We start from the raw sequence: 22,978 nt of genomic DNA, 5'->3' as shown, positions 1-22,978 counted from the left end.
TTTGAGAGCTTTGTCGGGAAACTGTCAAAGACTGTTAACGGCTCAGGCCCAATCGCTCGTGCCACTCAGCGATGGATTCTTGCGGGTAGACCTCGAACTGCTGATCGCCGGGATGTAACTCGACTTCGACCCACGAGGCTTTTGAGCCGAGCATCAGGTGCGTGTGTTCCGGCGGAACCGGCAGCGGGGTGTCGATGGCCGAAGCAAAGGGGTGAATCAACTCGGGCCATTCAGGGCTGAACAACCACAAGCCACTGCCGCAAAGCGAACAGAAGTGCCGTTCGGCGCTGCTGCTGTGGGCACGCCGGGCGCCGTCATCCTTGAGCCGCGCGTGATAGATCGAGATGTGTTTGCGACCGCGGACTTTCAGGCTTTTCGCTTCACCGCCGAGGTTGATCGCGTAGCCGCCAGCGCCTTGAGTCTTGCGGCAGATCGAGCAATAACAACGTTGATACGGGTAGGGGTGGGCACTGTTCAGACTGAACGACACCGCGCCGCAATGGCATGAGCCTTCAAGCTGCATGGCAAACCTCCAACAGGCCTTGTGGATCTCCTTGAACAGCCTAGCTGTCGAGCACTGTTTCAGCCCGTGGCATCAGCCTCTGCAGATCGCTGCGCTCCAGTGCGAACCGATCCCGCAGTGGTCGGTTCGCCTGGTTGAGGACTCGGGCCTCTCAATGGGTCTTTTTCGCGGCCTCGAGCCGGTCCTCGCGTTTTTCCTGTTCATTGCGGAACAGCTTGTCGGCATTTTTTTTCTGATCGTCGGAAAACGTGCCATACAGAGCGCTGAACGTCGTTGCAAGCTTTTGCATATTGTCCGCGTGCAACTGGGCCAATTTGGCATAGGAGGCCATTGCGTCATCGGCATTCAACGATGGCAGCTTTTCCGCTCGCTCCAGGAAGGCGGTATCGGCGTTGTGCGCATTGTCGCGGATGGTTTGCGCGTAGGCCTCCCATTGAGTTGACTGCTTGTCGGTGATTTTCAGCTTGGCGTGCAGTTCCTTGATCCTCTTCTCCACAACGTCCATGTGCTTTTTGGTATGACTGGCAGCTGTCTGCGACGTTGCAGCAGGACTGCTCGTTGCCGTCGTCTGTGCCGAGACAGAAGTGCCGAGCAATGCCAGCATCAACGCTGCCGGCATAGCCGCTTTGAGTACGAAGTTTTTCATGTCTTTATATCCGGATTGAGTTGTCGAACTGACGACCGTTGCAGGGGATATATCAGTGTCAGTGGCGGTCGCTCGGGTTTCATATGGCCAGGCAGCTTAATAGCCGGGAGGAGGATATCGATAGGAGTTGTACGAATCGGGATAGTCCGGCCTTGGGTAGTACCGGACCCCTGGTGGCGGCGGCGGAGGGGGTTCCCGGTAAATCACGGCGGGCGGCGCCTGTACTGCACCCGCGACCACTGCTCCCAATACTGCACCAACCAGTATCGCCCCCAAATCACCGCCGCCACCCCCGCGATAACCACCGTCACCGCCGCGATAGTCACGATGGTTGTCATGGCCGCCACGATAATCGCGATGGTAAACCTGCCGTCCGTCGCCCTGGCGTTGATAGTCGTGCTGCGCTTGTGCCGGTAGCGCGGCAGCTGCCACCGTCACCGTGACAAGCATCACTGCCAGCCGTCGGTATAAAGGTATTTGCGAATGCTGAGTCATGAATCGTGCCTCCTTCAATGAGGGAATCACTGAACCCCACCGTCCACTGGATGAGCAGGAAGATCACAACCGTCCTGATGTGGCGGCGATCTGCCTTGTGTCAGATTGACTTAGCTACCGGCGCGGGTCTGTTCGGTAGCGCACCCTTGCGCCCGGTACAGAGTGATTAAAGCAGACGGGCTGGGGGGGCAGCGCTCGGACCGCAATGGCCGCACTATAATTAATCTGTCGATGACACGAGAGAGGGTCCAGCTATGAAAACTCACTCCTTCCAGCATTACTCTCATAATCTGGGAATGGCCGTTCACGACGCATGGATTACTACCCGGGTGAAATCGGCCCTGACATTTGCAGAGCCGACTCTCAGCATGCACGTCAATGTCAAAACCCATGCAGGTACGGTGGCGTTGAGCGGTCGCGTCAACACCCATAAAGAATGCGAGCGGGTGGTAGAGCTCGCCCGTTCGGTGAATGGCGTCAACGAAATCGATGCCAAAGACTTGCTGACGCATGTGTTCACTCCCGGGCATCTCCCGGAAGCGCCCAACGCTGAAGAGAGCACCGAGTATCGGTCTCAATCGTCGGAAAAAAAGATCGACGACAAGTAATGCTGGCAACCGTGTGAACGCCGCGCTCCCGCTTGGGAAGCGCGGCGCAGGGTAGAAGCGTCCGCTGCTTTTCGACTGGATATTCTTAAGCGATAACCTGAGAAGAGACTCAATGCGCTCGAAAGCTGCTCCCGGCGTAGTTCCAGAATAGGTAGTGACAGGCAGAACCGCGAACGGCATAACGGTACATCGGGTATGGCGAGTGATGGCATGATCATGGAGATGCCATTCCTTCGAGTGCCAATAAAATGGCGTAAATATTGGGTTTTACCGTTTTCTCGCACTATTTGATCTTGCTGGTTACGATTTATTGACAGTGGCAGTCCGGCATCATCACAACTGCGCGCCATTACCGAGGTAAAAAGAGAGTCTGGGGGGCGCGGAAAAAGCGACGTCTCGTTTTTTTCTGGCCGTTCTATACTGCCTTGCAAGTTCGCTCCCTGAACATCACTGGGAGCTGCCTGGCAGTGCGGCATCCTATTTGCTGACTAAGTCTGACACTGAGTTTTGCCCGGAACGCTGATACTGGTTGTCAGAAAAATGACTCCTTTGCAACGCTGTGTCGGAGAGAAGGTGCTTATCGCGCCGCATTCGGTTCAAACGGAAGGGAACTACATTTGAGTCAGTTCACCTTAGGCATCCGTCATCTGCGAGATGAGCAAGTATTGCTGCGCGACGGCGGGCTTTATTGGGTGGCAGTGGATCAGCAGAGCGATTCTGCCGCGCTGGCGGTCCAGTGCCTGGCAGCGATGCCGGCCCATGCGCAAGGAATGTTGGTGTGCTGCGGGCATTCAAGCCAGGAGCTGGCCCAGAAGTTGGCGGTAGATGCCGGTCCTGGTCAGTTGAAGCTGTTTGACATCAAAAAAGCCGACATCGGCCTGACCCTCAAATCACTGGTCGGCGAGCTGACCAGTGCTGCTCCGGTTGCCGGTACTGCCATTGTGCTGATGCTGCCCGACAGCGCATGGCAGAGTGACGTCGCGCCAGAGCTGCGGCATTGCTGCCGGTCCCTGAGGCAATGGCTGGGCGGGCGCCAATGCTCCCTGCTGGTGATCAGCCATGGCCAGGCGCCTCAGTTGCATGAAGGTTTGTTGCGGCTCAACGATACGATCTCCGGGCTCGCTCAGCTCTACCGCCGTGATGGTGGTATTCGCTATCAATTGCACTACTGGCACGGCGAACGGGGCGTGTGCAGCGGGCAGGAGTTCGAGCTCGAGTTGCAGGTGGACGGTTTTGCGCTCTCGGTCTATGAACAGACCAATGTGCAACTGACCCATACCGATGACCAGCGCATCTACCTGACGCAGCGTTCTGTGCTTGAAGGCTCGCCACCGCTGTCGGATCAGTGGAGGCTGTTCGAGAACCGTGAGGATTTGTTCGAGCAAGCCAGCCACGCTCGTGCTGCCAGCATCATCGTGGCCATTGACAACAACCTGCAGGTTGAAGAGCTGGCCCGTCAGATTCACACCTTGCGCGAGCGCTGCGGTATCGCGCTGAAGATCATCGTACGCGAGATGGAGCCCTGCCTGCGTTATCGGGACGAGCGTTTGCTGGTGTCCTGCGGCGCCAACATCACCGTACCCTATGGGACCACGCTGGCGCACTTCTTCAGCATCATCGACAGCGCCCAGGGCCAGACCTGGCGGCGCAGCCGCACCACCGACTTCCAATCGCTATTCGAACGTCTGCGGCCGCCCGCCGAGCGCGGCCTGTTAACGCCCCAGGAATTCATCAGCATGGTGGAGCGCGTCTATGCTGGCGCCTCTGGAGAAATCAGCCACCAACTGCTCAAACTGATGCCGCGCGGTGGCCTGGAAATCGAGCAGTACTTGAGTCAAATCGGCTTGCGTCGTTTCGGTGACGTCGCCTGCGTGGTCAACGGTGCCTTTTATCTGTTCCTGTTTGCCTGTCGCGCGGACGGGCTGGAACCCGCATTGGGGAATATCTGCCGGCTGGCGTGGCGCGATCTCTTTAGCAGCTTCCAGATTCTCCAAGGCGTTGAAGCGTTGCCGCGCGAGGACTTCCTCGCGGCGCCCTTGCTGCCTCCCACGTTCGTTCTGGCAGAAGAACGCACGGCCGGTAGCTCCGCCGAGGCCGCCGGCCGTGCGGCCTATTCACCTCAACGCACCACACTGGCCATTACGGACCCTTGCTCATGAGTTATTCCGAGCTGATCCAGGTGATTGGCCTCAGCAGCCTGCTGACCCTGGCACTGATCGTGGTACTGATCAGGTTCGGTCGCCATTTTCTGTCCGTCGTGCAGGGCCTTTTGCCCCGCGTTACCTGAAATCCCGTGGCGTGCGTCGTCGCGCCCCTGTCCAGAGCGTGTGGTTCCAAACAGTGGTTTATTTCCAGAGTATCGAAGCAGTCGAAACTGTCCCATTCTTACCGCGTTCTCTGGTAGTCCGTTGCTCCACTCCCTTGCGGGAGTGGGGCAGTTGGTTTCGGTATTATTTATAGCGTCAGTTTTACGCCTATTATCATCATGCCGTTGACGAACAATATGGCGGACGTTACGTTGAATTCAATGAACGCACTTTTCGTCACCACCACGACAACCACCACCACGACCGCCATCGGCGGGCCGCGGGGAGGTTGTGCGCTCTAAACACTTGCCACAATTTAACCGAAAGGCCCCGCCGGAAACGGACGGGGCTTTTTTGTGCTCTTCGTCCTTCCGGTCCATAAAAACATCAGGGAGAGAAGGATGGACGATTTTGATCAGCGCGCATTGGGGAATAAACTCGATTTGCAACGCGTTCGGTCTGCGAGTGACGCCAGGCAATCAATGAAGGTGCGCCGGGCTTCGCCGCTTTTTGATCGATTGACGGGCGGCGTCGGCTTAGCAACTACGGTCCTGCTCTTTCTGCAGTTTCTCGTTAATCTCTCGGTGTTCGGGTCTTTTCCGCTGCTGGCTGCCTTTCTGAGCGTCGAGCGACGTTTGAGCGCCGGCGACGTCGCGAGCGTACTCACCGTGAGCCTGCTGTCGAGTCGGCTGTTGCCGCTTGTTCTAGGATCTGCTACCGACCGATTTAATAGCAGAGTACTGGTTTCGTTGGGTCTGGTGTGCCGTGCTATGGGATTCATCGGTTTGGGCCATGTTCTCGATTTCCCGGCGTTGGCCGCATGTGCATTCTTGAGTGGATTCGGCGCAGCCCTCTATGAAACGACCGCGTATTCCGTGTTTGGCACCCTCAAAACAGACATTCGTTCGCGTGTATTCGTCTTGAATAATCTTGTACTTAACCTGGGTGCGCTGGTCGGGCCAACAGTGCTGTTCTTACTGCCTGCCCATGGCGGCGCTTTTCCATTTGAGGTGAGCGGTTATATCTTTGCTGCGTTGGCTTTGGTGGCACCGTTCGCGGCTGTACGGACGCGCGTGAATGAAAGACCGAAGCGTGTTGTCTCTGCGCTTTTTGAGGTTTTCCATGACAGGAAATATCGAAGACTCTGCATCGCACTTATCCCGTTCTGGACTGTGTACACGCAAATTTATGTGTTCATCCCACTGACTTTCGCTCAGGGAGCGTCAGGGTATAACGGTGTGCGACCGTTCTACATCGCGAACGCTTTGTTCGGTGTCTTAACTGCGCTTCTGGGGATGCGATGGTTTCAACAGGCAAGGTGGCAATCCCTGATGTCAATCGGTCATCTCGCGCTGCTCGCCTGTTTCGCACTGGCAGCGCTTATTTTCCCAGGCGAATGGAACTCGCAACAGTCTCTGGTGATCCTCGTTGTCATAGCTTTAGTTTTCACGTTCGGCGAAAGCCTCATCTTGCCTGCGTCGAACATCGCTCTCGCTGAACTGACGACCGAGAGCAACGCTGGAAGCTATTTCGGCGCGTCAGCAGTCTCTTGGGCGATAGGCGGAGCATTGGGAAACTATCTGGGCAGTATGGGTGCGCGATGGACGCCGATCAGCATGGGTTGGCTTGTTTTCGCTTTTGTCAGCATGATCGGGTTGCTTTGTTTCAAGAGGCTTGAACATGCCCAATAGGGGCGGAGCCAGGATGAGCCTAAATTTTTATCATAAGCACTTTGTTTATATAGGATTATTTAGGGCAATAAAAAGGTTCTTCACGGATTACCGGGAAAGCCGTTCCTCATCTTCAAGAACACACCGGGCCGCGAGCCTTGCACCGACATAGAGCCTGACATGCTTGCCAAGGCATGTGTGTTGCCATCAAAGTAGTTGCAAGCGCTTACGGATTGTGTTTAAAGAGATGACCGCGGGCCGAAGGGTTTGTGGCGTGCTCCTGGAAGGTGCGCTGTTCGAGTGAGGCTGTCTCCAGGTCTTTTCGAAAAAAAATAAAAGGATTTAGATTATGACGTCTTTTCAAGATATCAAACCTGAGCAGGTCGATGCGCTCAAAAAGCAATCGCAGGCTGCCTTTGACGCACAAATCAAGCGCCAGCAAGAGGTTGTCAGTGCGAAACCGGCGCTAGAAGAGGTCCTCCATCAGAAGGTGCACCCGCAATCGTTGTGTGGATGCGGATGCCAGCAGAACATTTGCGGCTACTTCTCGTTCGAAGGTTGCGGTTGCGGTTGCTATCCTCAGACCGAAACCATCCAGATTAGTGCGTCACCCGCCGATATCGGACCAAATGCTCCTCAGCAAGGAACCCGAGTGCGGTTCGTCGGCGAGGCGACAGGTACGGGTACCAGTATCAACATTCCCACTATCTACCTGCAGGGCACCGTGCCTGATGCCGAGAACCTCATCGGCGTCCCGTTGTCGCTGCAATTGTTGATTAGTGCCGGTTCCCTCACCCTGTACCTTTTTGAAGGGCAGCGCCTGCTGGCCGCACTGGTCCATCCAGCGCAGTATGCCGCGAACATCAGTGGGCAGTTCTCCGGCAGTGGAACCGGTTTTTTCCAGCCGGCGTGATGTAGTCGACCAGGAGTAAACAGCCCGACGCCGGGCAAGAAAGCCCTAGCCTCAAACGCTAGGGCTTTTTTTTTGGGTTCTTCACGGATTACCGGGAAAGACGCTCTTGATCTTCATGAAAAAGAACTCACTGTCCCGGTAACCGTACGCCATCCGCTTGATGACCTTTATTCGATTGTTTATTCCTTCCAACTGACCGGTGTGCATCGGCCAGCGAACCCGGCTCACGATGCCGCGCCAGTAGCCCTTTAGCCGTTTGGCAAATTGGATCAGAGCTGGGATTTCGCTTTCATGAGCATGGCGCAGCCATTGCTTCCAGGCCGATCTCCAGGCCCAGGCAGTACTTGGTGTCCAGAGTGTTTTTAGCTCAGCCTTCATCAAATAAACCGTCATCAGCGATTGGTTGGCCTCCAACAAATCCTGCAAGTGAACCTGTTGTTCCGGTGTTTTCAGATTCTGCGGATTGCGCAGCAACAGCCATCGCGCTTGCTTGATGACCTTGCGAGCCGGCTTGTCGTGACGCAACCGGTTAGCTTCGCGGCCAGGCGGCGCGTCATGCGGGCATAGCGGTCCAGCCAACTGACGGCTTCCATGCGTTTGCCACAGTCACGGCAACCAACCCGCCTGAGCAAAACGCACAGGCGTACCGCGCGACCGAGAATGGGAAGGTCACGAACGGTTCGCTCGCAATACTCGTGAGTGGTTGAACAAGGTTTTTGGCAGCCGCCACAGGAAGGGAATCGGGTGGCATGGGGAGTCAGATCGATCTGTAGGGCATCGCCATCAGGCTTGATCGTGACGACAGAAAAGCCCTCCCAAAAAGGAAGGAAAGTATTAATATCGCGCATAAGAACGCCGGTTTGTTAGATGTGTTTGCTCGCACGAACATCATCAACCAAATCGGCGTTCTTGTTTCTGTGTTTCCCGGGATTCCGTGAAGAACCAATAAAAAGCCCGGCAACTGGGCCGGGCTCTATCAGCGTTTGAATGTTGTTTAGCTCAACAGCCCGGTACTGACCGCGACAATCAGGAAAATACCCAGTACCGCCCGGTAGATAACGAACGGCCAGGTGGAAAACCTTTCGAGGAATTTCATCAGGCCCCAGATGGCGCAAAATGCCGACACGCTGGCGATCACCAACCCGAAAATCAGGTGCGACCACGCTTCGGCCGGGATATGTGCGTGATACAGCACCCACAGCTCTTTCAAGCCGGCCAGCGCGATAGCGGGCAGCCCGAGCAGGAATGAGAAGCGCGCGGCTTCTTCACGTTTGAAGTTAAGGAAGAGTGCGGCGGTGAGTGTTGAACCGGAGCGGGAAACACCAGGAATCAGCGCGCCAATCTGTGCAATGCCGACAATCAATGCATCCCGCAGGCGCATCTGTCCCACGACGCGTTGATGGCGGCAGCTGAGTTCGGCCGCAGCCAGCAGAACGGCCATCACCAGGCACGAGATACCAATCACCATCAGGCCTCTCAACGGTGAGTTGCACGTATTGAGCAGCGAGGACAAGGCCAGGCCCGCGATGCCGATCGGGATGGTCGCCAGCACAATCGCAACGGCCAGCTTGAACGACTGATTGTTGTAATCACGCTGCCGCACGGCGCCTATGCTGCCAGCGACGACTTCCCGTACATCACGCCAGAAATAGCTGACGACCGCAGCCAGAGCGGCCAATTGCATCGCAGCGGAAAACGCCGAGCCGGGATCGGGCCAGCCGAGCAGGGCGGGCACGATTCGCATGTGCGCAGTGGATGAAATGGGTAATAGCTCGGTGATGCCTTGAATGATCCCCAGGATGCCAATTTGCAGGTAATCCAGAGAAGCAAAGCCGATATCAAGGCCGCTGGTACAGACGTTTGTCAAAATACGTTCCTTAAGAAGTAAGGCTTTCCCACTGCTCCGAAAACACGGTGCGACGCTCGGAAAGTCTCGGCAGTGGGCAAATGATCCTGGACTGAACCGCTCTGTCAGAGGGTCGTTCATGATGACTGCGAGCGGAATAATGGCCTTATTTGTAACTGTTTGCTACAGGCTGTTGAGATGATTTTTTTAGCCGGGAACGCCCGCGAAGCCCATGTGTACAGGCCTGGCCGGGATTTTATGTTCGCTTCATGACCGACAATCGAGGTTCCTCAGTCCCAGCTAAGTTTGCCTGCGTAGTCTCTCCCTTGCGCGATTTGCAGCGCTGTCAAGGAGAAGCATCCACATGAAGCCGCTTACGAAAGCTGACTGGCTCAATAAAGTCCCCGAGGTGACGCTGTCGTTCTGGGTCATCAAGATTATGTCCACCACCGTGGGTGAAACCGGCGCCGACTTTCTCGCCGTCGATGCCGGGTTGGGGCAGAGTGTGACCAGTATCGGCATGGCCGTGCTGTTGGCGATTGCACTGTTCGGCCAACTTCGTACACGTGCCTACACCCCTTGGATTTATTGGCTTACTGTGGTGCTGGTGAGCGTCGTCGGAACGCAGATTACCGATGTGCTCACTGACAAAATGGGCATCAGCCTGTATGCCAGCACCGCGGTATTTTCGGTGTTGCTGGCGATCAATTTCATGATCTGGTACGGGCTGGAACGCAGTCTTTCGATCACTGAAATCGTCACGCCGCGCCGGGAGTTGTTCTATTGGGCGACGGTGCTTTGCACCTTTGCTTTGGGCACGGCGGCCGGTGATCTTGCCACCGAGGCGCTGGGGCTTGGCTTCACACTGGGCGCGGTGATTTTCGGCGCATTGATCGGCGTGACGTTCGCCGCCTGGCGCCTGGGTGGCAATACGGTCCTGACCTTCTGGATCACCTACATCCTGACCCGTCCTTTTGGCGCCTCCCTGGGAGACTTGCTGACGCAAGCCAAGACCTATGGCGGCCTCGGCATGGGCGCCATGTGGACCAGCGCGATTTTCCTCAGCGTCATCCTGATACTGGTCGTCGTCGCACAGATGAGCGTCGGCAATCGCAAACTCGTCACTGAATAACCCGTTCAAAAGCCTATCAAGGAATCATCATGGTCTACGTTCAAACCGCCATTCGTAAAGCCGCCGTCCTTTCAGCCATTGTCGTGTTCGGCCTGGTCGCCGGGTGTTCGAAACCCGCAGACTCGCCTAAAACGAGTGCTACTTCGGGCGCGGCCAGCGTCCAGCAGAGCTCGGCCTCGAAACTCGGCGACCTGTCGGCGTTCCAGGGCATTGCGGCCAACGTTGCCGATCTGGTGAGTAAAAACGACCTGCCGGGCGCGAAAACGCGAATCAAGGACCTGGAGTTGTCCTGGGACTCCGCGGAAGCCGGCATCAAGCCGCGTGCCGCCAGCGACTGGCATGTCCTGGACAAGTCCATCGACACTGCACTTGAAGCCTTGCGTGCCAGCACCCCGAAACAGAGCGACTGCAAGGCGGCGATGGATGACTTGCTGAAAACCTTCAATTCGCTGCAAGGAAAAAGCTGACCGCTTTCAATGCCAATAAATCGCTTCGCGCACGCTTGAACAGGTGATTCAATGCAGGCTCGACACTGAATGCGCAGGTGTATACCTGCGTCAGTGCCGAGCCTCACTTATCACCGGAGAGGGACATGCGGATATTACTGGTCGAAGACGACCCCATGATCGGGGAGGCGATCCAGGGCGCACTGAAAGATGCCAGTTACGCCGCCGATTGGGTCAACAATGGCCTTACCGCCCTGACGGCGCTGGACACTCAACATTATGACCTGGTGCTGCTTGACCTCGGCCTGCCCGGCAAGGACGGTCTTGCGGTATTAAGCAGCATTCGGGCGCGCAACAACGGCGTTCCCCTGCTGATCATCACGGCCCGCGACAGCCTCGACGATCGCTTGAGCGGCCTCGATGGCGGCGCCGACGATTACCTGCTCAAACCCTTTGATATGGCCGAGCTGCTGGCCCGCATGCGTGCCGTTCTACGCCGCAAAGGCGGCAGCGCGCTGCCGGTGTTCAGCAACGGTGTGGTGTCGCTGGACCCGATCTCGAAACAAGCCAGCACCGAAGAAAACCCCGAGGTCCAGCTCTCCAGCCGCGAGTTTTCGCTGCTGCAGGCGCTGTTGATCAGACCGGGGGCAATTCTCTCGCGCAGCGAGCTCGAAGACCGTATCTATGGCTGGGGCAATGAAGTGGAAAGCAATGCGGTGGAGTTTCTGATCCATGCACTGCGTCGCAAGCTGGGTGGCCACGTCATCAAGAATGTCAGGGGTATGGGATGGATGGTTTCAAAAGGCGACTGAGCGAGTCGGTCCAGGTCAGGCTGTCCGTTTCCCTGTCGCTGGCCATTCTGATCGTCGCTATCGTGGCCGGCATTTTTGCCTTTGTCTCGGCATTCGATGAAGCCCTGGAAATGCAGGACAACACCTTGCATCAGGTGGCCGTGCTGTTCGAGCGTCAGCAGATGACGCTGACCTATCCGACGCAAGGCAAGGGCATCGAGGGCGACGATGAAGAGTCCAGGGTCACCGTTCAGTACCTGAACGATGGCAACCAGGTGTCGGGCAATGTGGAGGCTGGCGCACCGCTGCCACTGCCGACAACGCTGGCCGACGGCCTGTCGACGTTGGTGGTCGGTGGCGAGCCGTTTCGTGTGCTGGTCAAGACCCTGACCAGTGGCGCACGCATCGCCGTTGCACAGGAAACCGGCACGCGCGACAAGGACGCCCGCGAGAGCGCCTGGCGCGGCCTGTTGCCGTTTCTCATCCTGTTTCCGGTGCTCTTGCTGGTGGTTGCCGATCTGGTGCGCAAGCTGTTTCGGCCTATCGCGGCACTGGCGTCTGAAATCGACCAGCGCGGCGAGCAGGAGCTGCACCCCATCGATGAAAACCATTTGCCCGCCGAGATCCGTCCCTTTGTGCTGGCCATCAATCGATTGCTCAACCGTGTGGCTCAGTCGATGGAGACCCAGCGGCGCTTCGTCGCCGACGCTGCCCATGAACTCCGATCGCCGTTGACGGCCCTGTCGCTGCAAGCTGAACGCCTGGCCGTCGCAGACATGTCGACGTTGGCCCGGGAGCGTCTGTTTGCATTGCGCAGAGGGATCGAGCGCGGCAAAAATCTGATTGATCAACTGTTGGCGCTGGCCACCGCACAATCGAACTCGATGCTGCCCGCAATGGCGGTTTCCGTGCATGGCGTCTATCGGCGTGTATTGGAGGACCTGCTGCCGCTGGCCGAGGCCAAGCATATCGACATCGGTGTCGAGGACGAACAGGATGTGCAGGTGCTGATCAACGAGCTCGACCTGCTGGCCATGGTCAAGAACCTGGTCGATAACGCCATTCGCTATACGCCTGCGGGCGGACGCGTAGATCTTTCTGTGGGCATGGAGGAGGGTGGAGCGCTGTTGCAGGTCAAGGACACCGGCCCCGGGATTGCGGCCGAGGAACGGGAACGTGTGTTCGACCCGTTTTATCGCAGCCTCGGGAACCATGAGGTCGGGTCCGGCCTGGGGCTGTCGATCGTCAAGGCAGTAGCGGATCGCAACGGGGCACAGATCCGCCTGGGGTTTGGCGATGAGGTGGCAAGAAGCGGGTTGTGTGTCTCGGTGTGGTTGCCGTCATTGATTTCCCGCAGCGTTCCCCCTGCCGCCCAATTGTAGGCGCGGTATCATTTGCAAAAAGAACATATAGCCGGCCGGTGCATTCCTCGGCCGGCCCTGGATACTCATTCAAGGATCAACCCATGCTTTTAAGCAAACGCGATCAGGCGCGAATCGAGCGTCGCCTGGTGGTTACCCTGACCGAGGCGTGTGAGACGGCCAAGGCGGAAATCGTCGGGTTCGCCTGGTTGACCCATGAGGTAGATTACTCGGCGTTCCCCGCAAGCCTGCAGGTGACCTGGGTCTTCGACACACTGGCCGACAAGCGCCAGGCCCTGGCCGTCGGGCAAGCTGAACGCATGGTTGAACTGACGTCCGTGGCGTTAAGTGAAGCGGACATTCTCGTCAGTCCGGTTTCGGCTCACGTGCAATTTGACACTGAAGAAGAGTGTCAGCGCTCTCATGCCGGAAACTGGCAGCAACGTTTGGCGCGCCAGCGCTCGACTCGGGATTGAACCATGGCCAAGGATATCGAAAACCCGTGTATTTCCGTTTGTCAGCTGCGCGGCGAGCTGTGTGTGAGTTGTGGGCGTATCAAGGAGGACATCAGGAAATGGAAGCGCATGAAGCGCCCCGAAAAAATGGCCGCCGTGCAACGCGCGAACCTGCGCCTGCAAAGCCTGAAAAAATAACGCGTGAGCCACTGGTCGAGCGATAACTGGCCGGTCCGCCTTCAATTCCGTAACATCCGCAGCCGTCTTTTCCCGCCACGCCCTGCGGCTCGTTCCGTCGGCCTGTATTTTAGGTAAGTCATGAAATCCAAACGTCTGCGCGCTGATGCCCTGGCCGGACTCACCACCTCTTTTGCTCTGCTGCCCGAATGCATCGCCTTCGCCCTGGTTGCGCACCTGAATCCGCTGATGGGCTTATACGGAGCCTTCATCATCTGTACCTTGACTGCATTGTTCGGGGGCCGGCCGGGGATGATTTCCGGTGCTGCCGGATCAATGGCCGTGGTGATCGTCGCGCTGGTGGTGCAACACGGCGTGCAGTATTTGCTTGCAACGGTGTTGATGGGTGGACTGTTGATGATGGCGTTCGGTCTGCTACGGCTGGGCAAGCTGGTGCGCATGGTGCCATACCCGGTGATGCTCGGTTTCGTCAATGGCCTGGCGATTGTCATTGCCCTGGCTCAACTGGAGCACTTCAAGAGTGGCGGGACCTGGCTGAGCGGGACAGCGCTGTATCTGATGATTGGGCTGGTGGCGCTGACGATGGCCACCGTCTACGTGTTACCGCGCCTGACCCGAGCCGTGCCACCGGCGTTGGTGGCGATCCTCGGCGTTGGTCTGGCGGTCTACCTGCTCGGCCTGCCGACTCGCACCCTTGGCGACATGGCGCACATTGCCGGCGGCCTGCCTGGCCTGGCCTTGCCTCAAGTGCCCTGGAACCTGGAAACCCTGCGGATTATCGCCCCTTATGCGGTGTTGATGGCCCTGGTCGGGCTGTTGGAAACCCTCTTGACGCTGAACCTTACCGACGAGATCACCGAGAGCCGTGGCTACCCGGATCGCGAATGCGTGGCATTGGGCGCGGCCAATATGGTCTCCGGTCTGTTCGGTGGGATGGGCGGATGCGCCATGATCGGTCAAACCGTGATCAACCTCAGTTCCAGCGGCCGCGGTCGCCTTTCTGGCGTGGTCGCCGGAGTGATGATCTTGCTGTTCGTGCTGTTTCTTTCGCCGCTGATCGAGCGCATCCCGCTGGCGGCACTGGTCGGGGTGATGTTCGTCGTGGCGCAGCAGACCTTCGCCTGGGCCTCGCTGCGGGTGCTCAACAAGGTGCCGTTGAACGACGTATTGGTGATCATTGCCGTAACGATCATCACGGTGTTTACCGATCTGGCCATCGCTGTGCTCTGCGGGATTGTCATTGCTGCGCTGAACTTCGCCTGGCAGCAGGCCCGTGAGCTATACGCCGACAGTCACCTGGAAGCCGACGGCAGCAAGCTCTACCGCCTGCATGGCACGCTGTTCTTCGCCTCTACTGCACCGTTCCTCAACCAGTTCGACCCCGCCAACGACCCGCCTCAGGTAACCCTGGATTGTCGTCACCTGAGCTTTGTCGACTACTCGGCCATCGCCGCGCTGAAGACGCTGCGTGAGCGCTACGTCAAGATCGGCAAACAGTTGCGGGTGTTTCACTTGTCCGAACGCTGCAAGAAAATGCTCAAGCGCGTTGGCGTGGCTCACGACTGAGGTCGGCGCCATGGGCGCAGCTCGAGTTTGAGTCTGCGATATCAACGCTGGGGAAGGCTCCAGCGTTCGCGAAAGTGCTCGTACTCCGCTTCGGGCAGTTGAACCAGTAGGGGCGACTGACGCGGATCCAGCCAGCTGAACAAACGAGCAATATCTGCCGGGTCCATGGCTGTGCAGCCAAGCGTTGGGGAGGTGGGGGCACGCCAGATGTGCAAGAAAATGCACGAGCCAGCGTCGGCGGACGCTGGCGTGTTGTGCTCGATGACAATGCCTTGTCGATACATGTCGTCATCGCGACGCATGTGTTCGGAGCTGTTCCAGTCCTTGGCAGTCGTCGACCCGTCGACAAGCTCGTTATAGCGTTTGGAGTGGCTGTCATCCACGCACTCGGTGGTCGATGTCAGCGGTAGGTAAGGAAGCCTGGTATCGGCCGAGCTGTCGTAGCCAAAGGCGGTACCCAGTTTGAACAGGCCAGCAGGCGCTTTCCCGTCGCCTTCACGTTTGACCGGCCCTTCGCGTTGCTCGACGACACCGAGACCCTTGCCCCAGGCCAGGCCGCTTTTGCCGACAACCACCGGAAACGGCGCCCCGTATTTCTGAAATGTTTTCCCTTGCCGCTCGTAGCGTTGGGCGGTCCCCTGGATATCAGTCCAGTTTTTTGTCGTGACCACAATCAGCTGGTTACTGGTGTCCAGCGCCTGAGCCGTAATGGGGAAATCCATGACGTTCTTCAACGCATCGTTCCCGGTGTAGGTAAAGTGCCACCATTCTTTCGAGTACCCGGAAAATCCCTCTTTTTGCATGGCGTTGCCGAGCCGCTGGCGATTCTCTCTGGCGGTCGCGTTGATCGTTGAACTGTCGGTATGCGCTCGTTCATCGAAGCAATCGAATCCTGTTCCCATGTCGACGGCACCATCATGCCAACGCTGTTCATAGGGAGCGGCGCAGTCGACTTGCACGGCCGAGGGACTCCATGTCTGGGCGGGCAGAGCCTCCGGCCCCGTCAGCGTCAGATCCACCGTGCCGCCCTTGGAGTGATTCGAAACCCGGGCCACATAGCCCAAACGCCAGAAGTCTTGCTTGTCCACGCGCGGATAAAACTCGGCCTTGCGCGGGTCACCCCGTTGCGTCGCAAAGCGCCCCATGTCGGCAACAGCACGGCTGGGTCGATAGCAGTCGAATACCTTCAAACCGTAGCCTTGCGTGCGCAACGCCGCTTGTACCCGGGCAAGGGCCTTGGCGGCGTCCAGCGACAACAGACACTCCGCAGCGCCGTAGCCGTCGAGCGGGTGTCCGGTGAAGTTGTGGGCGCTGGCATAACGGATGTCTTGCTCGATACCCGGATCAATCGCCCGCAGATAGACCATATGCTCGGGCCTTGGCTCGGCGCTCGCCAGGCAGGGCGCGATGATGGCTAGCATCGAGAGGCACAGCGGTTTGATTCTGCACAGCAGGCGCATGCGATGCCTCCAAAGATGCCGGATTTCAATCCAGAGCAGGCTAATGGTTGTACCCTTTTTTCTCAATCAGGGTTAGCGGGGTGAGTCGCCTGGTTGGGTAGATGGCATTGCCGCTTGCCTGGCCATCTGATATCAGAGAAGCTCCGCGCCAGTCCATGTTCAGGGCGAATTAGCCACATGATTGAATGGTTTAGGGAAGAGATGAATGACACTCAGGGTGATGGTAATCGGTGGCTACGGAAACTTTGGCAGCATCGTTTGCCGGCATTTAATTGCGATGCCAGGTGTATCCCTGGTGATTTCGGGGCGTGACTCACAGAAGTTGTTGCGCAAAGTCGATGAGCTGAAAGCCCAATCGGGCACAACCTGTGAAAGCTGGTGCGGCGATGCCATGGACACTGCGTTCAAGTCCGTCCTGGACTCGATGGGTATTCAGTTGGTCATCCATACCGGCGGCCCGTTTCAGGGACAGACCTATGCCGTTGCGCAGGGCTGTATCGATGCGGGCGTGAACTATTGCGACCTGTCTGACTGCCGTACTTTCGTCACCGGTATCGGCGCGCTCGACGCACAAGCCAAGCGTGCAGGAGTGGCTATCCTCAGCGGTTGCAGTTCGGTGCCGACGTTATCTGCAGCAATAATCGACCAACACCGACATCGCTTCAAACGTATCGACTCGATCGACCATGGCATTTCATCTTCGGCAAAGATGCCGGGACTGTCGACCGTCGAAGGCGTGCTCGCCTACGCAGGTAAACCGATCAAGCAACTCAGGAATGGGCAGGTGCATGAAGTGTTGGGCTGGCAGGACCTGACGCTTCGCAAGATGCCACAACTGGGTACCCGGGTCCTGGCCAATGTCGACGTGCCGGACATCGATATATTCGCCCAGCGTTATGGTGCCAAAACCCTGAGTTTCAAAGCAGGATCGGGCCTGAAGCTCGGTGGTGTGGCCAACTATCTGCTGGCTCAGGCGATGAGAGTGGGGCTGGTTCGAGACCCTGCGCCATGGGCGGCAAGATTGCATCGTTGGGGCCGGAGGTTCGAGCGATTCGGTGATGGTAAAAGTGCAATGTACATCGACGTCCGGGGCATCGATATTGATGCAAAGCCGCTGTCCATGACGGTGCAACTGACGGCTATGAATGACAAGGGGCCGGAAATCCCCAGCTGCGCGGCTGTTGCCTTGGCCGCAAAAATCGTCCAGGGGTACTTGCCCGAGCCCGGTGCCCGAGCTTGCGTGGGCGAGATCACCGTTGATGAGTACATGGCTGCAATCAACGACCCGGTGAATCTACACTTGTCCGTAAAATTCTCTGACGAGCAGGGCTGACCATGCTCTACCTGTGCCTGAAGTACATCCACGTCATCGCTGCCATTTTCCTGTTCGGATTCGGCATGGGGTCTTACCTCTACTTGATCGCCGCCAGCCGCACGGCCAATCCTCAAGTGATCGCGCATGTGGCGAGAATGGTCGTGCGATTCGACACCTGGATTACCACACCGGCAGGTTTCATTCAGATCGTGACAGGCTATCTGTTGGTGAGGCTTGCCGGACTTCCCCTGACCACGGAATGGATTCTGACGTCGCTGATCATCTTCCTGTGTGTGGGCTCGCTGTGGCTTCCGGTGTTGGTGCTTCAGAAGCGGCTGCAGATGATGGCCTTGAGCGCGGTTGAGGCGGGGGTGGGGCTTGCTGAGGAGTACAGATCCGTTTACAGGAAATGGTTCTGGATGGGCGTTCTGGGGTTTTTGGGAATGTTCGTGATTGTGATGATTATGGTGACGAAGATGACGCCGAGGGACTTGATTGAAGTGATGGGATGAAACTGCTGTAAACCTGTTTCAGGGCTAGAGACAACTCATGAAAAACGCTGAACCGGTAACGTTCAGCGTTTTTTATGGGAGCCGGATCTGGACTCATCTGCAGGACAGGCATTTATTGCCGGATCGAGTCGTCTACTTCCGCGTGTCCTACTGACCGCCAAACACCGCAGGCCGACGCTCTGCAAACGCCGCCAGCCCCTCATCGAAGTCGCTGCTCTCGCACGCCAGTCGACGCAGTTCTGCGATCTGTTCCATCGCCTGGACGGGCATCGGTTGCAGGTCTTCGAGGATGCGCAATTGCTCCTTGACCGCCGCAATGGCCAGCGGTGCTTTGCCGGCAATCGTGCGTGCCAGTTCCAGCGCAGTCGCTTCCAGCACGTCGCTATCGACCAGCCGGTTCACTACACCGAAGTGTTCAGCGCGTTCTGCATCGAGCTTGTGCGCGCAGAAAAACATTTCCTTCAATACGTGAATCGGCAGGTTGTTGAAGAAGCGCAGCAGCCCGCTGGTGGTGTAGGGCAAACCGATGTTTGCCGGCGTCATCGAAAAGCTCGCACTGTGATCCGCGACCACCAGGTCGCAACTCATCGCCAGGTCGACCGCGCCACCCCATACCGAGCCGGAGATCATGGCGATCACCACACCGGGGTAGGCGCGGATGCGGCGCAAGACTTTTTCGAGTGGCTTGCCGTAGGCAACCGGGTCGTGGTCGTGTTGCAGTTCACGGATGTCGTGGCCGGCGCTCCAGACGGGCTGGCCGACTTCGCTGCCGAGTATCACCACTGGTATGCGTTGTGACGCCAGTGCGGCGAGGCTTTCGTCGAGGGCGTTCAGCAGTTGTGCGCTGAGGGCGTTGCGGTGGGTGGGGTTGCTGAAGACCAGCCGACCGATTCGTTCATCGACCCTGTTGACGGTCACGGTGGGGGAAGAGGTTTGTGTCGGGTTCATTGTGCGGTTCCTGTTGATTGTCCGGATGCCATTACTGGCGAATCACTGTTGTCCTGATACACGGCTTTCGCGGCCAGCAGTGCGTTGATCGACGCTGTGTCGAAACCTGCTTCGCGCAGGACTTCGAGGGTGTGTTCACCGAGCAGTGGCGGTGGTCGCTGGCTGACACCGGGCGCAGGTTCTGCGGCGTCGGTCGCGCTGAACACCGGGGTCACGACCTGGCGCAGCGCGCCGAGTGTCGGGTGCATGAGTGTCCGGGTCAGCTGGCTATGCAGCACTTGCGGGTCGTCGAACACTTCGTTGAGTGTATTGATCGGGCCAGCGGGTAAGCCAGCCTCGATAAACAGTTCGGTCCAGGCGCGTTTGCTGCGGGTTTTCAAGCGGCTTTCCAGAATAGCTTTCAACTCGTCACGTCGCTCGACCCGGGCTTCATTGGTGGCGAAGCGCGGGTCGTCCGGCAGCGTCGGTAGATCGAGCAGCGTGCATAAACGTCCCCACATGGCCGAGGTGATCGGCGCCAGGTTGAGCGGGCCATCCAGCGTCTGGAACACCCCGTAAGGCGCAATGACCGAGTGGGCGTTGCCCGTGCGGCGGGGGACATCTCCGAGGCTGAGGTAGCGTTGACCGTGCACACTCAGCAACCCGACCAGGCTGGCCAGCAACGAGGTGCTGACGTGTTGGCCATACCCGGTGCGTTCGCGCTCCAGCAGGGCGGCCAATACCGCGGTCACCAGCCACATGCCCGAGGTCAGGTCGCCGATGGCCGTGCCGGTGCGGGTCGGGTCGCCATCGACGAACCCCGTCAGGCTCATCAGCCCCGAGTAACCCTGGGCGATCTGATCGAAACCCGGCCAGCTGCTCATCGGGCCGTCGCTGCCAAAGGCGTTGATACTGCCCATGATCAGCCGCGGATTGCGTGCGCTGAGCACCTCATAGCTCAGGCCCATGCTATCGAGGGTGCCGGGTTTGAAGTTCTCGATCACCACGTCGGCATCATCGATCAGCCGCTGGATCGTGGCCAAGCCCTGGGGGTTGCGGAAGTCGATGCACATGCCGCGTTTATTGCGATTGCACGATAGATAGTAGGTGCTCACGCCCCGGTCGAACGGGCCCCAGGTCCGGCTCATATCGCCGGTCGGGCCGGGTTCGATCTTGATCACATCGGCGCCGAGATCAGCCAGCACCATGGTGCAGAACGGCCCCGATAGCGCACGGCTCAAGTCGACGATCTTCACGCCTTGCAAAGCTTGCATACGGTTCTCCACTGAATGTTTGAGCGCTGCTGTTTTATTGGGGCAATGGTTGATCACGGGTTTCGACGGCAAACGGCAGGATCAGGATGCCGGCCACGAAGGCCGCAGCGGTCCAGGCGATGGGGGCGCCGAGCGAGCCATGCCAGTGGATCGCAGCGGCCAGCAGGAAGTTGACCCCGGCGCCGATGAAGCGGCCGACCGAGGCATTGAAGGCGAATGCTGTGGCGCGGATCCGGGTTGGATACTGTTCAGGCAGCCAGAGCGAGAAAATCGCGAAGTTGCCGCCGAAGAAGCCAAGGAACACCAGCGACACCATGAACAGGTGCAGGCCGTCGTCCATGTAGAACACCCAGCCAAAGGCGACCACGATCGACGTCGCCATACCCGCGAAGTAGATGCCCAGTGCAAGCCGTCGCCCAAGCCGTTCGGCCAGCCACGGCGCGACGAGGCAGCCGAGAATGGTGCTGAGCGACAGCACCGCCGCACCAATGGAGGCCAGGTGCACGGCGCCAATGTGGTCGATGCCGGCGCGGGTCGCCAGGGTCACCACGGCCGTTGCTTCGTAAACCGAGCCGGCCCACAAACCGACGATGGCGACTCCGACCAGGGCCGAGCTGGTCAGCGTGCGTCGGCGAAAGGCCGGGGCAAAGATTTCCCACCACGACGTTCGAGTGGCAGCGCTCGGGGCGTGAGGGCGCCCGGCGTGGTTCGCAGCTTTGTGCGTTTGGGCAGGCTCTTTCACCTTCAACGCGGTGTAGATCGCCACCGCCGCCGGTGCGAGGCCGCACAGAAACATCACGCGCCAGCCGTAGGTTGCGCCGACGGTATAGTTCAACAACGCGGCGATGAAAAAGCCGAAGTAGTAGCCGGTTTGCAGATAGCCCGCGCCCATCTTGCGTCGGTCCTCCGGCCAGCTCTCGGCCACATAGGTGCCGGCCAGTGCCCATTCGCCGCCGACGCCGATCCCGGCGATCAGTCGAAACGCCGCCAATTGCCAGATGTTCTCCGAGAAAGCCGCGGCCCCGGTAAACAGTGAGTACACCAGGATGCTGGCTGCCAGCATCTTCACCCGGCCAAAACGGTCGGCAAGCGGCCCCCAGATAAACGACATTCCCCAGCCGATCAGAAACAACCCGAACAGCAGAGATCCGTACATGGCGATATTGGCGGGGGTTGGGGTGATGCCCGAGTTGGGCAGCAACTCGGTCAGGGCGGGAATCAAGACCAGGGCGAAGATCACCGAGTCCACGCCATCCAGCACCCATCCCAGGTAGACGGTCCAGAAGCCGCGAATCTGCTCGCGGGTCAGGGGCGTTTTGATCGGCTTCACGCTCGTTGCTGATGCGGTTAATGCTCTAGACATTAAGGATCTCCCATTGACCTTGATCAGGCCTATTGAGGCGCTGCGAGGCGGGGCCGCCGTCAGCGCTTCGTTTATTGTGAAGTCAGTCTAGGCAGCGCATCTCATAAGCTACAAATATGAAATTCCTTTGGTCCCATCGGAATTTTATATAGAGTCATATTCTTTGGACGCCCCCCATGGACCTGCGCCAGTTGCGGTATTTCATCAAGGTGGTCGAGTGCGGCAATATCACCCGCGCCAGTGAGGCACTGCATATCGCGCAGCCCGCGATCAGCCAGCAGATGCGCAATCTCGAACGAGACATGGACACGCAATTGCTCGAGCGCAGCGTGCAGGGCGTAGTACCCACCGCGGCCGGGCAGACGCTGTACCGGCATGCCATCGAACTGCTGCGCCAAGCGGACGGCACCCGTGAACTGCTGCGTCAGGACGCAGAACTCCCGCAGGGCAAGGTCTCGGTCGGCATGCCGTCGAGTACGGCGCGGATGTTGGCGATTCCGCTCGCACGCACGATCCGCAGTCGGTATCCGGGTATCAAGCTGGAATTGATCGACGCCCCGAGCGCCGAGCTGGGCGGCCTGATCACGGTCGGGCGGGTGGCGCTCGCGGTGAATGTCGACGTGGTCGAAACCCGCGGGATGATCTCGCAGCGACTGCTCACCGAAACGCTGTACCTGATTGCGTGGCCGGAATTTCCGTTACCCGAGGGGCCGGTGACGATCGACGCCCTGGCGAAGATGCCGCTGGTGCTGCCCTGTGCCCCGAACACGATTCGCAGTCGAGTCGAGTCGGCATTGCAGGAGGCCGGTCTGCACTGTGAGGTCGAGTTCGAAGCCAACTCCACGGACTTGTTGTTCTCAGCCGTCCTGGCAAAACTGGGCGTGACGATCCTGCCTTGGGCAGCCGCCCATGCTGAACTGGATCAACATAAGCTCAAGCTGGCCAGGATCGATCATCGGCTGTTCACCCGTGAGCTGTCTTTATGCTGGCCAGACACCGCCGTGCAGAGCAACGCGGTGCAAAAGGTCAAGGCGACCATTTTCGAACTGTTCGAGGCGTTCGGACGCCACCCGGGGTGGGCGGACGGGCAATGATGAGTCCGGTTACGTAGGCTTCGGGCAATAACCTGAAGTCGTGATCGACTTAGAGCCTGTGTCCTTTGCGGGAAAAC

General features: G+C 58.5%; 23 protein-coding genes and 1 pseudogene. 15 read left to right on the top strand and 9 right to left on the bottom strand.

What is annotated here, in order from left to right; all coding sequences use genetic code 11:
- Window positions 1-34 precede the first annotated feature (34 nt).
- The 3 genes from KRR23_RS09030 to KRR23_RS09020 all read right to left on the bottom strand — a co-directional run bounded on the left by KRR23_RS09030 (window position 35) and on the right by KRR23_RS09020 (window position 1,664).
- Complete coding sequence (locus KRR23_RS09030; RefSeq protein WP_216742225.1) at window positions 35-523, bottom strand: GFA family protein; 489 nt, start codon at window positions 521-523, stop codon at window positions 35-37.
- 151 nt (window positions 524-674) lie between these two features.
- Window positions 675-1,169 (bottom strand): Spy/CpxP family protein refolding chaperone, encoded by a 495-nt coding sequence (locus tag KRR23_RS09025; RefSeq protein ID WP_216742224.1) that lies wholly within the window; start codon window positions 1,167-1,169, stop codon window positions 675-677.
- Between the two features lie 96 nt (window positions 1,170-1,265).
- Window positions 1,266-1,664 carry a hypothetical protein gene (locus tag KRR23_RS09020; RefSeq protein ID WP_253912001.1) on the bottom strand — a complete coding sequence of 133 codons (399 nt, stop codon included), beginning with the start codon at window positions 1,662-1,664 and terminating at the stop codon, window positions 1,266-1,268.
- 254 nt (window positions 1,665-1,918) lie between these two features.
- Here KRR23_RS09020 and KRR23_RS09015 point away from each other — a divergent pair, with 254 nt between their 5' ends.
- From KRR23_RS09015 to KRR23_RS08995, 5 genes are all read left to right on the top strand, one after another.
- Window positions 1,919-2,272, top strand: a complete 354-nt coding sequence (locus KRR23_RS09015) for a BON domain-containing protein (protein WP_103314370.1) — start codon at window positions 1,919-1,921, stop codon at window positions 2,270-2,272.
- 617 nt (window positions 2,273-2,889) lie between these two features.
- Window positions 2,890-4,431 carry a cellulose biosynthesis protein BcsE gene (gene bcsE, locus KRR23_RS09010; RefSeq protein ID WP_216742223.1) on the top strand — a complete coding sequence of 514 codons (1,542 nt, stop codon included), beginning with the start codon at window positions 2,890-2,892 and terminating at the stop codon, window positions 4,429-4,431.
- A complete protein-coding gene (locus KRR23_RS09005) occupies window positions 4,428-4,559 on the top strand; it encodes a cellulose biosynthesis protein BcsF (protein WP_216742222.1) in 132 nt (43 codons plus the stop codon). The genes bcsE and KRR23_RS09005 overlap by 4 nt, the downstream gene beginning before the upstream one ends.
- Before the next feature lie 420 nt (window positions 4,560-4,979).
- Complete coding sequence (locus KRR23_RS09000) at window positions 4,980-6,269, top strand: MFS transporter (protein ID WP_216742221.1); 1,290 nt, start codon at window positions 4,980-4,982, stop codon at window positions 6,267-6,269.
- Window positions 6,270-6,597: 328 nt separating this feature from the next.
- On the top strand, window positions 6,598-7,161 hold the full coding sequence (locus KRR23_RS08995) for a hypothetical protein (protein ID WP_103314372.1): 564 nt from the start codon (window positions 6,598-6,600) through the stop codon (window positions 7,159-7,161).
- A gap of 81 nt (window positions 7,162-7,242) precedes the next feature.
- Here the strand turns inward: KRR23_RS08995 and KRR23_RS29370 are convergent.
- A pseudogene (locus tag KRR23_RS29370) lies at window positions 7,243-8,009 on the bottom strand (transposase).
- A gap of 146 nt (window positions 8,010-8,155) precedes the next feature.
- Window positions 8,156-9,028, bottom strand: coding sequence for an undecaprenyl-diphosphate phosphatase (locus KRR23_RS08985; protein WP_103314373.1), 873 nt, complete (start codon window positions 9,026-9,028; stop codon window positions 8,156-8,158).
- A gap of 343 nt (window positions 9,029-9,371) precedes the next feature.
- Between KRR23_RS08985 and KRR23_RS08980 the strand changes: the two genes are divergently transcribed.
- The 7 genes from KRR23_RS08980 (at window position 9,372) to KRR23_RS08950 (ending at window position 14,956) form a co-directional block, all read left to right on the top strand.
- The gene (locus KRR23_RS08980; protein ID WP_216742220.1) at window positions 9,372-10,139 is read left to right on the top strand and encodes a hypothetical protein; all 768 of its coding nucleotides are present in this window, start codon (window positions 9,372-9,374) and stop codon (window positions 10,137-10,139) included.
- Window positions 10,140-10,168: 29 nt separating this feature from the next.
- Entirely contained in the window at window positions 10,169-10,606 is a 438-nt protein-coding gene (locus KRR23_RS08975) for a hypothetical protein (RefSeq protein WP_216742219.1), read from the top strand.
- Between the two features lie 125 nt (window positions 10,607-10,731).
- Complete coding sequence (locus KRR23_RS08970) at window positions 10,732-11,397, top strand: response regulator transcription factor (RefSeq protein ID WP_216742218.1); 666 nt, start codon at window positions 10,732-10,734, stop codon at window positions 11,395-11,397.
- Window positions 11,373-12,758: an ATP-binding protein gene (locus KRR23_RS08965; protein WP_216742217.1), complete on the top strand. Its 1,386-nt coding sequence runs from the start codon at window positions 11,373-11,375 to the stop codon at window positions 12,756-12,758. Before KRR23_RS08970 ends, KRR23_RS08965 begins: the two co-directional genes overlap by 25 nt.
- An 83-nt stretch (window positions 12,759-12,841) precedes the next feature.
- The gene (locus tag KRR23_RS08960) at window positions 12,842-13,213 is read left to right on the top strand and encodes a hypothetical protein (protein WP_216742216.1); all 372 of its coding nucleotides are present in this window, start codon (window positions 12,842-12,844) and stop codon (window positions 13,211-13,213) included.
- Window positions 13,214-13,216: 3 nt separating this feature from the next.
- Window positions 13,217-13,390 (top strand): DUF1289 domain-containing protein, encoded by a 174-nt coding sequence (locus tag KRR23_RS08955; RefSeq protein ID WP_019690716.1) that lies wholly within the window; start codon window positions 13,217-13,219, stop codon window positions 13,388-13,390.
- Window positions 13,391-13,510: 120 nt separating this feature from the next.
- Window positions 13,511-14,956: a SulP family inorganic anion transporter gene (locus tag KRR23_RS08950; RefSeq protein ID WP_216742215.1), complete on the top strand. Its 1,446-nt coding sequence runs from the start codon at window positions 13,511-13,513 to the stop codon at window positions 14,954-14,956.
- Window positions 14,957-14,997: 41 nt separating this feature from the next.
- Here the strand turns inward: KRR23_RS08950 and KRR23_RS08945 are convergent, their stop codons facing one another.
- Complete coding sequence (locus KRR23_RS08945; RefSeq protein ID WP_216742214.1) at window positions 14,998-16,416, bottom strand: M15 family metallopeptidase; 1,419 nt, start codon at window positions 16,414-16,416, stop codon at window positions 14,998-15,000.
- Between the two features lie 205 nt (window positions 16,417-16,621).
- On the opposite strand from KRR23_RS08945, the gene KRR23_RS08940 reads away from it, so the two are divergent.
- Window positions 16,622-17,749, top strand: a complete 1,128-nt coding sequence (locus KRR23_RS08940; RefSeq protein WP_216742213.1) for a saccharopine dehydrogenase family protein — start codon at window positions 16,622-16,624, stop codon at window positions 17,747-17,749.
- Window positions 17,750-17,751: 2 nt separating this feature from the next.
- Window positions 17,752-18,243 carry a DUF2269 domain-containing protein gene (locus tag KRR23_RS08935; protein ID WP_216742212.1) on the top strand — a complete coding sequence of 164 codons (492 nt, stop codon included), beginning with the start codon at window positions 17,752-17,754 and terminating at the stop codon, window positions 18,241-18,243.
- 147 nt (window positions 18,244-18,390) lie between these two features.
- Here KRR23_RS08935 and scpB read toward each other — a convergent pair whose 3' ends face one another.
- The 3 genes from scpB to KRR23_RS08920 are packed head-to-tail and all read right to left on the bottom strand — an operon-like array spanning window position 18,391 to window position 21,807.
- On the bottom strand, window positions 18,391-19,191 hold the full coding sequence (gene scpB / locus KRR23_RS08930) for a methylmalonyl-CoA decarboxylase (RefSeq protein WP_216742211.1): 801 nt from the start codon (window positions 19,189-19,191) through the stop codon (window positions 18,391-18,393).
- A complete protein-coding gene (locus tag KRR23_RS08925; protein ID WP_216742210.1) occupies window positions 19,188-20,444 on the bottom strand; it encodes a CaiB/BaiF CoA-transferase family protein in 1,257 nt (418 codons plus the stop codon). Before KRR23_RS08925 ends, scpB begins: the two co-directional genes overlap by 4 nt.
- A gap of 34 nt (window positions 20,445-20,478) precedes the next feature.
- Complete coding sequence (locus KRR23_RS08920) at window positions 20,479-21,807, bottom strand: MFS transporter (protein ID WP_216742209.1); 1,329 nt, start codon at window positions 21,805-21,807, stop codon at window positions 20,479-20,481.
- Between the two features lie 176 nt (window positions 21,808-21,983).
- On the opposite strand from KRR23_RS08920, the gene KRR23_RS08915 reads away from it, so the two are divergent.
- Complete coding sequence (locus tag KRR23_RS08915) at window positions 21,984-22,901, top strand: LysR substrate-binding domain-containing protein (protein ID WP_054597053.1); 918 nt, start codon at window positions 21,984-21,986, stop codon at window positions 22,899-22,901.
- Window positions 22,902-22,978 lie beyond the last annotated feature (77 nt).

Source organism: Pseudomonas sp. CVAP#3 (assembly GCF_018986375.1).
GTDB lineage: Bacteria > Pseudomonadota > Gammaproteobacteria > Pseudomonadales > Pseudomonadaceae > Aquipseudomonas > Aquipseudomonas helvetica.
This window is presented reverse-complemented; position numbering and strand designations above follow the sequence as displayed.

What these genes read in the sequence shown, in the direction of transcription:
- KRR23_RS08980 (WP_216742220.1), top strand. Translation starts at nt 9,372, where the DNA reads ATGAAGCCGCTTACGAAAGCTGACTGGCTCAATAAAGTCCCCGAGGTG.
- KRR23_RS08915 (WP_054597053.1), top strand. Translation starts at nt 21,984, where the DNA reads ATGGACCTGCGCCAGTTGCGGTATTTCATCAAGGTGGTCGAGTGCGGC.
- KRR23_RS08950 (WP_216742215.1), top strand. Translation starts at nt 13,511, where the DNA reads ATGAAATCCAAACGTCTGCGCGCTGATGCCCTGGCCGGACTCACCACC.
- KRR23_RS08975 (WP_216742219.1), top strand. Translation starts at nt 10,169, where the DNA reads ATGGTCTACGTTCAAACCGCCATTCGTAAAGCCGCCGTCCTTTCAGCC.
- KRR23_RS08955 (WP_019690716.1), top strand. Translation starts at nt 13,217, where the DNA reads ATGGCCAAGGATATCGAAAACCCGTGTATTTCCGTTTGTCAGCTGCGC.
- KRR23_RS08920 (WP_216742209.1), bottom strand. Translation starts at nt 21,807, where the DNA reads ATGTCTAGAGCATTAACCGCATCAGCAACGAGCGTGAAGCCGATCAAA.
- KRR23_RS08995 (WP_103314372.1), top strand. Translation starts at nt 6,598, where the DNA reads ATGACGTCTTTTCAAGATATCAAACCTGAGCAGGTCGATGCGCTCAAA.
- KRR23_RS09005 (WP_216742222.1), top strand. Translation starts at nt 4,428, where the DNA reads ATGAGTTATTCCGAGCTGATCCAGGTGATTGGCCTCAGCAGCCTGCTG.
- KRR23_RS08940 (WP_216742213.1), top strand. Translation starts at nt 16,622, where the DNA reads ATGACACTCAGGGTGATGGTAATCGGTGGCTACGGAAACTTTGGCAGC.
- KRR23_RS09015 (WP_103314370.1), top strand. Translation starts at nt 1,919, where the DNA reads ATGAAAACTCACTCCTTCCAGCATTACTCTCATAATCTGGGAATGGCC.
- KRR23_RS09020 (WP_253912001.1), bottom strand. Translation starts at nt 1,664, where the DNA reads ATGACTCAGCATTCGCAAATACCTTTATACCGACGGCTGGCAGTGATG.
- KRR23_RS09025 (WP_216742224.1), bottom strand. Translation starts at nt 1,169, where the DNA reads ATGAAAAACTTCGTACTCAAAGCGGCTATGCCGGCAGCGTTGATGCTG.
- KRR23_RS08960 (WP_216742216.1), top strand. Translation starts at nt 12,842, where the DNA reads ATGCTTTTAAGCAAACGCGATCAGGCGCGAATCGAGCGTCGCCTGGTG.
- KRR23_RS09030 (WP_216742225.1), bottom strand. Translation starts at nt 523, where the DNA reads ATGCAGCTTGAAGGCTCATGCCATTGCGGCGCGGTGTCGTTCAGTCTG.
- KRR23_RS08965 (WP_216742217.1), top strand. Translation starts at nt 11,373, where the DNA reads ATGGATGGTTTCAAAAGGCGACTGAGCGAGTCGGTCCAGGTCAGGCTG.
- KRR23_RS08970 (WP_216742218.1), top strand. Translation starts at nt 10,732, where the DNA reads ATGCGGATATTACTGGTCGAAGACGACCCCATGATCGGGGAGGCGATC.
- KRR23_RS08925 (WP_216742210.1), bottom strand. Translation starts at nt 20,444, where the DNA reads ATGCAAGCTTTGCAAGGCGTGAAGATCGTCGACTTGAGCCGTGCGCTA.
- scpB (WP_216742211.1), bottom strand. Translation starts at nt 19,191, where the DNA reads ATGAACCCGACACAAACCTCTTCCCCCACCGTGACCGTCAACAGGGTC.
- KRR23_RS08945 (WP_216742214.1), bottom strand. Translation starts at nt 16,416, where the DNA reads ATGCGCCTGCTGTGCAGAATCAAACCGCTGTGCCTCTCGATGCTAGCC.
- KRR23_RS08935 (WP_216742212.1), top strand. Translation starts at nt 17,752, where the DNA reads ATGCTCTACCTGTGCCTGAAGTACATCCACGTCATCGCTGCCATTTTC.
- KRR23_RS09000 (WP_216742221.1), top strand. Translation starts at nt 4,980, where the DNA reads ATGGACGATTTTGATCAGCGCGCATTGGGGAATAAACTCGATTTGCAA.